This window comes from Chryseobacterium sp. Marseille-Q8038 (assembly GCF_965111995.1).
On record NZ_CBCOPN010000002.1, the window covers coordinates 939705 to 953300 of the forward strand.

A 13596-nucleotide genomic window follows, 5' to 3' on the forward strand; every position below is an offset into this window, starting at 1 on the left:
ATCATCATTCCAAATTCAAGGATTATAAAATTTTTAGAGTGCCATAGTCTGACATCTTGTGTCTGACATCTGATATCTTACTCCTCCAATCTTACGTCTAATCCAAGACCTTGTAACTCGTGAAGTAATACGTTGAATGATTCTGGAATACCTGGTTCAGGCATAGATTCACCTTTCGCAATTGCTTCATAAGTTTTTGCTCTACCAATCACGTCATCCGACTTCACAGTAAGGATCTCTCTCAGGATGTTAGATGCACCGAATGCTTCAAGTGCCCAAACCTCCATCTCTCCGAATCTCTGACCTCCGAACTGAGCTTTACCTCCTAACGGCTGCTGAGTAATCAATGAGTAAGGACCAATAGAACGTGCGTGCATCTTATCATCTACCATGTGTCCTAGTTTCAACATGTAAATGATACCTACTGTCGCAGCCTGAGTAAATCTTTCTCCGGTACCACCATCATAAAGGTGAGTGTGACCGAATTTAGGAAGACCTGCTTTCTCAGTATATTCAGTAATCTGATCAAGACTTGCTCCATCAAAGATTGGCGTAGCGAACTTCAATCCTAATTTTCTACCAGCCCATCCAAGAACGGTTTCGTAGATCTGACCGATGTTCATACGAGAAGGTACCCCTAGTGGATTCAATACGATATCTACTGGTGTTCCATCTTCCAGGAATGGCATATCTTCTTCACGAACGATTCTTGAAACGATACCTTTGTTACCGTGACGTCCTGCCATCTTATCTCCTACATTCAGTTTACGTTTCTTAGCGATGTAAACTTTAGCCAACTTCATGATCCCTGCCGGAAGCTCATCTCCGATTGAAATTGCAAATTTCTCACGGTTTTTAACTCCCTGGATGTCGTTATATTTGATTTTGTAATTGTGAATTAATTGTTTGATCAATTCATTTTTATCAGCGTCAACTGTCCAGTCTGCACCGCTAACATTTACATAATCTTCAACTGAAGTTAATAACTTGTGAGTAAATTTCACACCTTTACCGATGATTTCTTCGTCAAGGTCATTTTGTACCCCTTGAGAAGTTTTACCGCTTACCAGTGTATTTAATTTTTCAATTAAAGTATTTCTCAACTCATCAAATTTAGCCTTGTAAGTGTTTTCAATTTCTTCAAGTCTAAGTTTTTCTTCAGTTCTTTTCTTTTTGTCTTTAATGTTTCTAGAGAACAATTTCTTGTTGATAACAACTCCTCTTAATGAAGAGTCAGCTTTCAATGAAGCATCCTTCACATCACCAGCTTTATCACCGAAGATTGCTCTAAGAAGTTTTTCTTCAGGAGTCGGGTCAGATTCACCTTTTGGAGTAATTTTACCAATCATGATATCTCCAGGTTTCACTTCAGCACCGATTCTGATCATACCGTTCTCGTCAAGATCTTTAGTAGCTTCTTCAGATACGTTTGGAATATCTGCTGTAAGCTCTTCCATACCTAGTTTGGTATCACGAACTTCAAGAGAGTACTCATCTACGTGGATTGAAGTAAACCAGTCTTCACGTACAACTTTTTCGTTGATTACAATTGCATCCTCAAAGTTGTATCCTTTCCAAGGCATGAACGCTACCACTAAGTTTCTACCAAGAGCTAATTCTCCTTTTTCAGTAGCATAACCGTCGCAAAGTACCTGTCCTTTCTCCACTACATCACCTACTCTTACGTTTGGTCTTAGGGTAATGGTTGTACTCTGGTTAGTTTTTCTGAACTTAGTAAGTTTGTATGTTTTAGTAGCAGACTCAAATTGTACTAAATCTTCGTCTTCGCTTCTTTCGTATTTGATGGTAATCTTGTCAGCATCTACATACTCTACAGTACCTGTACCTTCAGCATTAATTAAGATTCTTGAATCTCTTGCAACTTGTTGCTCAAGCCCTGTACCCACGATTGGAGCCTGTGGCTTCAATAGAGGAACGGCCTGACGCATCATGTTAGATCCCATCAATGCACGGTTCGCATCATCATGTTCCAAGAATGGAATTAATGAAGCAGAAATACCAGAAATCTGGTTTGGTGCTACATCGATAAGGTTCACCTGAGCTGGTTCAACTACCGGGTAGTCACCATCTAATCTTGCAATAATTCTGTCTGTTAAGAAATCACCGTTATCGCTCAATTCAACGTTTGCCTGAGCAATTACCTTGTCTTCTTCGTCTTCTGCATTTAGATAGATAGGATCAGCGTTAAGATCAATCTTACCACCGTCTACTTTTCTATATGGAGTTTCAATGAAACCTAGGTTGTTGATTTTAGCATAGATCCCTAGAGATGAAATCAAACCGATGTTTGGTCCTTCCGGAGTTTCAATCGGACAAATTCTTCCGTAGTGAGTATGGTGAACGTCACGAACCTCGAAACCTGCTCTTTCTCTTGATAAACCACCAGGCCCTAGTGCAGATAATCTTCTCTTGTGAGTGATCTCTGATAGAGGGTTGGTTTGGTCCATGAACTGAGAAAGCTGGTTGGTACCGAAGAATGAGTTGATTACAGATGTTAATGTCTTAGCATTTACAAGATCAAGCGGAGTAAAGATTTCGTTATCTCTAACGTTCATTCTTTCCTTGATTGTTCTTGCAATTCTTGAAAGACCTACACCGAACTGTCCTGCCAATTGCTCACCAACAGTTTTAATTCTTCTGTTTGATAAGTGGTCAATATCATCCACATCCGTTTTTGAGTTTACTAACTCAATTAAGTGTCTTACGATTGCAATGATATCTTCCTTTGTAAGAACTTCGGTTGTAGTTGGGATGTTTAGACTTAACTTTTTGTTTAGTCTGTAACGTCCTACTTCACCTAAAGAGTATCTCTGCTCAGAGAAGAATAATTTTTCAATGATTCCTCTTGCCGTTTCCTCATCTGGTGGATCTGCGTTTCTTAACTGACGATAAATATACTCTACCGCTTCTTTTTCAGAGTTAGTAGGGTCTTTTTGTAATGTATTCTGAATGATTGAGAATTCGTTGCTGTTTTCTTTGTGAATCAAGATAGATTTCACTCCAGCATCCAGGATAAGATCTAAGTGTTCTTTTTCAAGGATTGTTTCTCTATCCAGGATGATCTCGTTTCTTTCGATAGAAACTACTTCACCTGTATCTTCGTCTACGAAATCTTCGAACCAAGTGTTCAATACTCTCGCAGCCAATGTTCTCCCTTCCACTTTTTTAAGGGCAGCTTTAGAAACTTTCACTTCTTCAGCAAGGTCGAAGATTTGAAGGATATCTTTATCAGATTCGTATCCGATAGCTCTTAATAAAGTTGTTAATGGTAATTTTTTCTTACGGTCGATATACGCGTACATTACGCTGTTGATATCTGTTGTAAATTCCATCCAAGATCCTTTGAAAGGGATAATTCTTGAATAGTAAAGTTTGGTCCCGTTCGCGTGGTAAGTCTGTCCGAAGAATACACCAGGTGAACGGTGAAGCTGCGTAACGATAACTCTTTCAGCACCATTGATAATGAAAGACCCACTTGGCGTCATATAAGGAACCGGACCTAAATATACATCCTGAACCACAGTTTGGAAATCTTCGTGTTCCGGGTCAGTACAATACAATTTAAGTCTAGCTTTTAGAGGAACTGAATAAGTAAGTCCTCTTTCCACACACTCATCAATTGAATAACGTGGAGAATCTACCAGATAGTCTAAGAATTCTAATACGAATTGGTTTCTTGAATCCGTAATTGGGAAATTCTCTTGGAAAGTCTTGTAAAGAGCTTCTGTCTTTCTGGCTTCAGGAAGTGTATCAAGCTGGAAAAATTCTCTGAAAGACTCAATTTGGATATCCAAAAAGTCTGGAGTGATAATTTTTCCTTTCGCTGATGAGAAATTAATTCTCGGATTTCCTTGAGTTGTTGATTTTGTTTTACTCATAAAACTTTTAAGAAAGGGTTAAAAAATATTTTGATTCATTAAAAAATATCAGAAAAGAACAAGAAACAAGGTAAAAGCAAAAGGTAAAAGTGTTTTTGGCGCTCACGAAGGACCTTAGAACTCTTTTAACGCTGTACTTGGCTCTTTCTAACTGCAACACTGGTATATCTTTTCACAGCGTAATGCAAAATATTTTTATTACTTTTGAGGCTATATTACCGCAATATCTATACACACGAAATCCCTTTCATGTTTTACACAATGAAAGAGTTGATTTTCAGTATTTTATAAATTTACAAACAATTTTTCGCGCCAAAAGAGGGGCAAAGATACAAAAAGTTATCCACAATAACAAATAAATCCTCTCATTTTGAGACTCTTAAAAATAAGAGAGACTGCCCAAAATGAGCAGTCCCTCCACAACACAAGCTAATCTTATGATTATTTCACAATAACCTTATAAGATTTTATTTTCGATTTAGTTTCTATTTTTATCATATACAGCCCTGTTGGAAGTGAAGAGGTATCAATACCAGTACCGGCATTGAATTTACCTGTCTTAACAACCTGACCCTGTGCTGAGAATAAAGTATATGTTCCTTCTTCCGCTGATGTAATGCTAAGGATTTCTCCTGCTTTTACCGGGTTTGGATATACTTTCACATCATTGGCCGCTTCAGTAATTTCAGCAGTAGTGATCTTAGCAGCGGTGTTGGATGCATTTTTCAGCAACGAAGCATAAGGTGAAAGCGGTGAGCCCGGAGATCCTCTTTTCACAAGATCTGTATCTACCACAGCCTGAATTCCATCTTTATCTTTATCGTTGATCGTAGAGATAAATCCTCCTCCTAACGTATCAAGGTTTGCTTTTCCGATCTGATAAAGGTCCGGATCTGAACCATTGGACGTAATATCCAGGAAGTCCGGTTTATCATCACCATCTGTATTTTTGATTGGATATTTCAGTACGCCTGAATCAGGTGATGTTTCCAGAATATCTGCAATTCCGTTTTTACCTACCGGAACATTCGCATCAATAACGCCGTTTCGATCTGCATCGATCTGATTGATTACAGATGTTGGAATTCCAGATTCAAATAAATCCAAGATACCATCATTATCGGAATCCAGATCAAGATAATTAGGAACAGAATCTCCTAATACTGGTGTCAAAAGGATATCTCCTTCGTTATCATCATCCTGAAACTTACCATTGTTATCAAAATCCTCTACCGCATCCGGAATCCCGTCATTATCAGAATCCAAATCACAGGCATCTACAATACCATCTCCATCTGTATCCAGTGCAGGAGATTTGTCATTTACCGCCGTACAGCCTTCTGCACAATCAGGAATTCCGTTTCCGTTATTATCTATGCTGTCATCTCCTCCCTGGCACTGATCAAAGCAGTTCGGAACACCATCGTTATCATCATCTCTGCTCGCAAAAGCATTGTAGATATAATAATTTTGAGGAATACGAATCGCTGTTCCGCTATTGAACGTAATCTTGATACGGTTGAAAGGTTTTGTAGCTTTTCCTCCAACATAGAATTTATTTGAGTTAGTAGTGAAGAAGTTCCCGCTGATAAGGCTTCCCGAACTTGTAAAGGTATCAGTCAAAGTATTTCCGTTATACAATGTCACGGTGATATTTTCCAGAACACTTACTCCAAGAAGATTTCCTGCTTTTTCTACCGTAAATCCAGCCATTGTATTGACAGGAAGTACTGAATTGCTGCTTACCGTTGCAAATGCAGAGAAAAGACTAAATATAGACGCAGCCGGAACAGTAGCTGTTGCATAATTGGATGGATTATTATCTACAATCGCTTCCGGATTGGTCATTTTAGCTAAAATAAGGCCAAGGAAACCCGGACCTGATGTCCATGCAGGACCTGTAACCAAATTCCCAGGTACAGCAGAACCGCTTGTCTGGATTTTATCATCACAATCGCAGGAAACAGGTTCTTCAAAAGCATAATATACTTTCATCGCTCCTAAATTAAACCCTAGTGTTTGGGTAATTTTCAATCTTACTTCATTGAAAGGCTTAGTACTGGTTAATGTAACTTTCTGTTTTCCTGAACCATATCCCAACACTTTAATATTAATCAGGCCTCCTCCGTCAGACAGTTGTTTTGAGTCCTGAAGCTGACCGAAAAGATACGTTTCTATGGTAATATTTTTTAAAAACTCAGCACTTAGGAGTTTTCCCTGATCATCAGGCTCTATTACAAAACCGGTTCTGTTCCCTGCAGGATATACCTGATTTTTATCGAGAACTCCTACTGAATAAGATCCTAGTAACCCTATCGGCAATACGATTGATCCATAAGAGTTTTTATTTCCATCTCCAATTCTTTCTTTATTCTGAACATAAGAAAGCGGAGCCAGGAAACTGCTGCTTCCGGATACATTTCCATCCACACCACTTCCAGCAATAATGTCATCGCAAATACCATTATTATCCGTTGGCACTTTTGCAGGGTCAAATGCAAATGCATAATATACATTCATAGCACTGAATACAGAAAGAACATTGGTTTGGTACAATCTTACTTCATCAAATTCTTTTGAAGTCTTGAAGTGCAGGAATATTCTGTTTTTGCTTCCCCCGAATGCAGGTACCGACAAAAGTGTACTGCTGGTTGTTGTTTCCTGAAGAACTCCATTTTTATAGGTACTGATCCTCAAAGAGCTCAGAAGATCCACCGTAATAAAACTTGTTCCCAGGTCTACATTGAATCCGGTAATATATCCCGCAGGATATGTTGTATTTTTATTTTTTACAGATATTCCGTTTCCACTTAACAGAGAAGCGAAATTTCCCATACTTACACTGTTATCAAGACTGGCATCTACTACAGGATTCATACTTCCGTTATAGCACGCAAGACAAATCCCTGAATTGTTGACAGGCTTTGCCTCTACACCCATTCCTCGGATTGGTTCATAGCCCTGCTGCGCAAACAGTACTGCCGACATCATCAATGTCATGAGCATCGCAGCTAGCTTTTCGAATAATTTTCTGGTCATTTTTTATTTTTTTAAGGTTTGTGTTTTTATTAATTGTAAAGGGCTTTCCAATTGCTACCATTACAGCCTTCATGTACTTTAGCCGTTGTATTATAACGGATTGCACCTTCCTCAGCCGTAGTACACGTAGCATTAGCACCGGAAGCAATTCCTTTCATCTGAATCGCAGCACCTGTAGAAGTTGCTGCAGTAGGAGTCATATTGATTCCTACTATGGTATCTGTTCCATTTCCTTTATTGAAGAAAACGTGTACTTTGTTGGCATAAACCATTTGTCCCGCAGCTGCCTGTCCCGAAAATCCTATCGCAAAAGCTTCTGTACCGCTTGCTGTATTGGCAGAACCAACAGCTACATTGTTTGTAGATGTTGTGTTTCCACTCCCAATGGCAATTCCGCCATTATTTGTATGATTATTCCCAACAGTCAGCCCCGTCAATCCCGTTACTGTATTCAGATTTCCAAAGACTAAATTATTGGCTCCTGTTGCACTGTTATTATTCCCTATTACTTTAGCACCATTATTCGCTGTATTGCTTAATCCAATGGCTACAGCCGGAAAATTCCCCTGCGCAGAGACTACATTGTCTTTTCCCAGCGCCACATTTGAAGAGGTACTGTTTGTAAGGGTATTATTTGAGCCCCAAGTTACTGAAGCATAGGGACCTGTGGCAGAATTAGAATTACCTCCCTGTAGAGTTCCGTTTATATCCAGAATTCCTTTTACATTTTTCTGGGTAGCCAAGACTAAGTTCTGACCGTCATTTGTTCCTAAGTAATTTCCACTCCCAATGTCTGTTCCTAAAGCAGCAGTTGTTGCTGTTGTTCCGGTATTTCCTACTGTTCGCCAGCTTCCGCTTAAGCTATTCCATTTGGTACCGTCAAAATAATAGTAACCTGGAGAAACGACATCTACAGTTTGTCCTGTAGGTGCTGTTTCGGCTGATGAAACATATACTATGGCTCCTGTTTGAGCTGTCGTATAATTTTTAGCTTTTAATTGTACCCCTGTAAGCCTTGGAGCAATAACTCCGTCAAACTTACTGGTATTGGAAGGTGATCCTACGATATCAAAGGTTGCCTGAGCTTGATTGGTATTAATCCCTACCTGAGCGAATGTGGACAAGCCAACTGATAAAAGAGCGATGGTTAATAATTTGTTTTTCATTTGTAATGATGTTTGCTGTTTTTATGTGTATGTGTTTTTTTGAAAGGGCAATTTTCGGGCGTTCTCATTTAAATACTAAATGAAATGACAGATTGTACTGTAAGAAAGCGTTAAAAATTGTAAGAAATAGTATCAGAAAGGGAATGGATTGGTTTATCAGGAATCTTTATGATAAACTTAAAACCGTCTACAAGTTTAATGGAATTACTGTAGAACTTTTTAACTTCTTTAAATGCCAGAAAAATACTCTCTTTATAGTTCCGGTATGAATGATTCCATGTATTGGATAGGGCTACAAGTTTTATGTTGCCGGGGAAAGATAAATGAAGATGGGTGTTGTTAAAGAAACAGAGATTATATTGGGAATCTTTGTCAAAGAATACATAAGCTTCCTTTTGATAGACAGGCAATTTACTGATAGCTGTCAAATGATTTTCTGTTTCAGCACGCAAATGAATTGAAACATCAGCTAAGTAGGGCTGCAGGTAGGTATTAATATCTGTACGGTATGATAACTCAGGTTTTATCATCTTAACAGATATAAACTTAGCGTTTATTTTTCCTACAGCCGCCAAAAGCAACAAAAGAGTAATCTTATGGCCGTAGGAAAGAAAGTAATTTCTATCCAATTATGTTGTGTTTTTTTCGATACAAATATAATATTTTTTCAATCAAAACAACGTTTTATTAATAAAAATTCACACAAAATAAACAAATAACCAAATTAAAGTAAAATATTATGTTAATTTTTGAAAAATAGCCAATCATAATAAAATATATACAAACAAGAGTCAACAATATTAAAATACAATTATGAAATAAGACATGAATTTACAAAGACTTACATACCAAAAAAAGCCCGGGCAAATGCCCGGGCTTCTATATTTATAATAAAATTGAATTATTTCAATTCTACTTCAGCACCAGCTTCTTCTAATTGCTTCTTAAGAGCTTCAGCTTCGTCTTTAGAAACACCTTGCTTGATTGGAGCAGGAGCACCATCTACGATATCTTTAGCTTCTTTAAGACCAGCACCAGTTAAATCTTTTACTAATTTAACGATAGCTAATTTAGAAGCACCTGCAGACTTAAGAATTACGTCGAATTCAGTCTTTTCTTCAGCAGCTTCACCTGCACCACCTGCAGCAACAACTACAGCAGCAGCAGCTGGCTCAATTCCGTACTCATCCTTAAGGATAGCAGCTAATTCGTTTACGTCTTTTACAGTTAGGTTTACTAGCGTTTCAGCTAAATTTTTTAAATCTGACATTGTTGTAATGTTTTTGTTGATTATTTATTTAATTTTTTGAGAGTAATTATTCAGCAGCTGGCGTTTCGTCAGTGCTTTCTGCAGCAGGAGCTTCTGGAGCTTCAGCAGCAGGAGTTTCTTCTACCACAGGAGCAGCAGCTTCTTCAGCTTGAGCTTCTACAGTTTCAGATTTGTTTTGAAGAGCAGAAACAACTCTTTGGATTGGAGACTGAAGTAATCCGATGATTTCACCGATCATTTCTTCTCTAGACTTGATGCTTACTAGAGTATCAAGGTTGTTGTCACCAACATAGAAAGTTTCTTGAACAAAAGCAGACTTCAAAGCCGGCTTCTCGTCTTTCTTTCTAAAATCTTTGATTAATTTTGCAGGAGCGTTAGCTGTCTCAGCAATCATTAAAGCAGAGTTACCTTTGAAAGTTTCAAACATTTCAGAGTAGTCTACTCCTTCAATTTGCTCCATTGCTTTTTGTAAAAGTGTATTTTTTACTACTTTTACTTTGATATTTTGCTTGAAAGCCTGTCTTCTGAAATCTGAAGATTTAGCAGCGTTCAAACCATTTAGATCTGCTACGTATACTACTTTTGCATCCTGAAGCAAGTCTTTGATCTCTTGTATTGCTACAACTTTTTGGTCTTTTGTCATTGTCTTAGGATTAAATATTAGTTAACAGATTTTGTATCAATTGCAATACCAGGGCTCATTGTAGAAGACAAATAAATGCTTTTTACATAAGTTCCTTTAGCAGCAGTTGGCTTCATTTTGATCAATGTAGAGATCAATTCCTGCGCATTTTCTTTGATCTTAGCAGCATCGAAAGATACTTTACCAATACCAGCGTGGATGATACCATACTTGTCTACTTTGAAATCAATTTTACCTGCTTTTACTTCAGTTACTGCTTTACCAATTTCCATTGTTACAGTTCCTGATTTAGGGTTTGGCATTAAACCTCTTGGACCTAATACTCTACCTAATGGACCTAATTTACCCATTACAGCTGGCATAGTAACGATAACGTCAACATCTGTCCAACCGTCTTTGATTTTTTGTAAATATTCGTCTAGACCTACATAGTCAGCACCAGCAGCTTTAGCTTCTGCTTCTTTATCTGGAGTTACAAGAGCTAATACTTTAACATCTTTACCAGTACCGTGAGGAAGAGATACAACACCTCTTACCATTTGGTTTGCTTTTCTTGGGTCTACACCTAATCTTACAGCGATATCTACTGAAGCATCAAACTTTGTAGTGTTCACTTCTTTTACAAGAGCTGAACCTTCTTCAAGGTTATAGATTCTTCCTTTTTCTACTTTGCTTAAAGCTTCCTTTTGCTTTTTAGTTAATTTTGCCATTTCTTTAGGTTTTAAGCGTTAGTTGGTTTAGTTCCTGTTACTCTTAATCCCATAGATCTAGCAGTACCTGCAACCATAGAAAGAGCAGAGTCCAATGTAAAACAGTTAAGATCCGCCATTTTATCTTCAGCGATTTTCTTTACTTGTTCCCAAGTTACAGAACCTACTTTGTTTCTGTTTGGTTCACCAGAACCTCCCTTGATTTTAGCTGCATCCATTAACTGGATTGCTGCAGGTGGAGTTTTAATAACGAATTCAAAAGATTTGTCTTCGTATACTGTAATTACTACAGGTAAAACTTGCCCTGGCTTATCTTGGGTTCTTCCGTTAAATTGCTTACAAAACTCCATGATGTTCACACCTGCAGAACCCAATGCTGGACCTACTGGTGGAGAAGGGTTAGCTGCGCCACCTTTCACCTGAAGCTTTACCATTTTAAAGACTTTCTTAGCCATTGTTTGTTTTTTAAATTTGAATAATTAATGAGTTTGGAAGCATTTATTATTCAGCAGGTTATCCTACTCACTTATGATAAACCTACTTTTTGGACTGCAAAAGTATAAAATATTTTTGAAATAGCAAACGGAAATTGCTGATTTTTAAAAAGTTTTAAAGAAAAAAAAATAAATCATGACCATCACCAAAACAAAAACGGTCAGGGAATTCCAATGACCGTTTGATATATTTTTAACAGGAAATATTAATTAAAAACCTGCGGGTTTGTTAATCGTCTGGGTAGAACCATCATTTCCTCCCAGGTCAGCATTGATGTCGCTGATATTCTGTTTTTCAATCAGTCTTCTATAGGCCATCAGATAAAGATCAACCGTAAAGTTGTTATAAGTTCTGGATGGAGTGGATGAACTCACTGCAAGAATTCTGCTGTCTGTAAATCTTGCTCTTACATGCCATGTCCCGTTACTTTTGAAAGCAACAACATCTGGTGATCCCTGCTTATTATCATTCACACCATTGTCTCCATAATCAAGCATTACGTTGGTAGTTCCATCATTCAGTTTGAATGAGTAGTTGTGAAGGATAACCAAAAAATTGTTTGCATCAATTTTGGTATCATAATCTGCAATTCCTGTTCCCGATACTCCTGTAAGCGTAAGCTTAAGGTAATTGAAAAGTCCGCTGCTTTCCAAAGAAGGATCATACAATTGTAAACCATTTTGTGAAGTGGCTAAAAAGCTACCTCCCGTCATGGTAGGTTCTCCCGGATTTCTTAGATATAGAGAATTCGTATATGTTTTTCCGTTAACATCAAGTGTTTCCGTAGGGTTAGCTGTATTCACTCCTACTTTTCCTTTCTGGGCATTCAAAAATATCCCCAGACACATGATTATTGTGATATAAATTTTTCTTTTCATAGTTTTTTTATTGAAGTCCTAGAGGTGTATTATTTGAAACTCCTGAATAAGCAGGTGAAGCGGATGCTGAAACAGAACCATTGAAAGTTCCCCAGTCTTTAACCAATGATTTTTCAAAGACATTTAAGGTAAGTGTCCAGGTACCATTTTGGGAAGAAACAGTTCCTGCTCCTTTAAAAGCCAAATTAATAGCATGATATTTTATACCACCGCTGGTTACCTGAGTAATTTCAGTTGCATAAGAACCATATGATTTGGGATTGGTGGTGGTATTCGCTGCTGAAACCGCTCCTGTAAAAACAGCACCTGTAATAGCCACAACATATTTACCCGCATCTAATCCTGTATTGAGGTTTACCACTTCATCTTGTCTTACATTTTTCAATACAACATTATACATATTTACAGGTGCTACATTACGGAGCGTTATATCCAACAGCTTCACCTTACCTACCGGTGAAGTATCTTTTGAACGGGTAAGAAGAAGATAATTTCCGCTTGCCTTTGTATTTTCAGTATCTATTAAATAGGATTCTACTAATGTCTCTCCTTCAACATCCAGGGTACCTTTAGGTGTTTTAGTATTGATTCCTACTTGGGCACGCATGCTTAAAGCGGCAAAACCCGTAAAGAGTATCGCAATAATTTTTTTCATATAGTTTATGTTTTATTGAATTAAAGGAGCTGCTGCAGCACCCGTAGTTGAAGCATTAAGGTTTTGTGTAGTAGTAAAATCTTTGGCATATGATCTGTCAAATACCAATAAGTTCAGTGTCCAGACTCCTGTTGGAAAAGAGTTATCAGGAGCAAATCCCTGGTAATCCGCCTTAAGCTTCCATGTTCCTCCCGAAGAATACGCAAAGATCTGAGGCATTGGGGTCACCCAGTCTGCTGTATAAGTTCTTGTAGGCTGTGTAAATCCAAAAGAAGAGATCACGACCAAAAACTTGTTGGAATTGATCTTTGTGTCAAACTGATTTACCCAATCCTTGTCTGAAGGGTCGCAGGTAATTTTAAACTGAATAAGATTAATTGGAGCCGGTGAATTAGGTACAAAAGAATCATTGTACGCTGTAATTTTGTTTTCCGGAGCCGGAGATTTAATAATGAAAGTGTAATTCTCGTCCGCTTTCAGTTTCTCCATGGGCTGCTTGAAAACAATTCCTGATGTCTTCATTGTACCGTTCACGGTAAGTTCCTTTTCCGGTGTAGCAGTATTGATACCAACCTGCGCACTCGTGAGCATTGATACACTCACTAGAATGATCATCGAAATAATTTTTGTCATTGGGTTATGTGTTTATATAAGACTTGTGTTTTACTAATTCAGGTTTTACTTTTTTTATTAAAAGCATAAATGCTCCATACAACTGCAAGCAGTGTATAAAATAAAAAAATATAAAATTTTTGGATTAGTTACCATGTTGTTGCAAGAAGTATGCCATCTGAAAGTGAATTAAGCATAAGGAAAGGACTTCGATCTGCAAAAACAAATC

Annotated in this window: 11 protein-coding genes; all 11 read right to left on the minus strand. The window is 37.8% G+C overall.

The window, feature by feature from the left end:
• Nucleotides 1-77 precede the first annotated feature (77 nt).
• Complete coding sequence (rpoB, locus tag ACWPWS_RS18235; RefSeq protein WP_105681604.1) at nt 78-3899, minus strand: DNA-directed RNA polymerase subunit beta; 3822 nt, start codon at nt 3897-3899, stop codon at nt 78-80.
• Between the two features lie 441 nt (nt 3900-4340).
• Nucleotides 4341-6938 carry a T9SS type A sorting domain-containing protein gene (locus ACWPWS_RS18240; RefSeq protein ID WP_454047492.1) on the minus strand — a complete coding sequence of 866 codons (2598 nt, stop codon included), beginning with the start codon at nt 6936-6938 and terminating at the stop codon, nt 4341-4343.
• 29 nt (nt 6939-6967) lie between these two features.
• On the minus strand, nt 6968-8104 hold the full coding sequence (locus ACWPWS_RS18245) for a hypothetical protein (protein ID WP_454047493.1): 1137 nt from the start codon (nt 8102-8104) through the stop codon (nt 6968-6970).
• Nucleotides 8105-8214: 110 nt separating this feature from the next.
• Nucleotides 8215-8634 carry a hypothetical protein gene (locus ACWPWS_RS18250; RefSeq protein WP_454047494.1) on the minus strand — a complete coding sequence of 140 codons (420 nt, stop codon included), beginning with the start codon at nt 8632-8634 and terminating at the stop codon, nt 8215-8217.
• Nucleotides 8635-9005: 371 nt separating this feature from the next.
• Nucleotides 9006-9374 carry a 50S ribosomal protein L7/L12 gene (gene rplL / locus ACWPWS_RS18255; protein WP_076781873.1) on the minus strand — a complete coding sequence of 123 codons (369 nt, stop codon included), beginning with the start codon at nt 9372-9374 and terminating at the stop codon, nt 9006-9008.
• Between the two features lie 46 nt (nt 9375-9420).
• Nucleotides 9421-10017: a 50S ribosomal protein L10 gene (gene rplJ, locus ACWPWS_RS18260; RefSeq protein WP_105681608.1), complete on the minus strand. Its 597-nt coding sequence runs from the start codon at nt 10015-10017 to the stop codon at nt 9421-9423.
• 17 nt (nt 10018-10034) lie between these two features.
• Nucleotides 10035-10727 (minus strand): 50S ribosomal protein L1, encoded by a 693-nt coding sequence (gene rplA, locus ACWPWS_RS18265; RefSeq protein ID WP_076354938.1) that lies wholly within the window; start codon nt 10725-10727, stop codon nt 10035-10037.
• Nucleotides 10728-10738: 11 nt separating this feature from the next.
• Nucleotides 10739-11182 (minus strand): 50S ribosomal protein L11, encoded by a 444-nt coding sequence (gene rplK / locus ACWPWS_RS18270; RefSeq protein WP_209786948.1) that lies wholly within the window; start codon nt 11180-11182, stop codon nt 10739-10741.
• A 249-nt stretch (nt 11183-11431) separates the two neighbouring features.
• Complete coding sequence (locus ACWPWS_RS18275) at nt 11432-12100, minus strand: hypothetical protein (protein WP_105681611.1); 669 nt, start codon at nt 12098-12100, stop codon at nt 11432-11434.
• Nucleotides 12101-12107: 7 nt separating this feature from the next.
• Nucleotides 12108-12755 (minus strand): hypothetical protein, encoded by a 648-nt coding sequence (locus ACWPWS_RS18280; RefSeq protein ID WP_454047495.1) that lies wholly within the window; start codon nt 12753-12755, stop codon nt 12108-12110.
• Nucleotides 12756-12767: 12 nt separating this feature from the next.
• Nucleotides 12768-13388, minus strand: a complete 621-nt coding sequence (locus tag ACWPWS_RS18285) for a hypothetical protein (RefSeq protein WP_209786946.1) — start codon at nt 13386-13388, stop codon at nt 12768-12770.
• Nucleotides 13389-13596 lie beyond the last annotated feature (208 nt).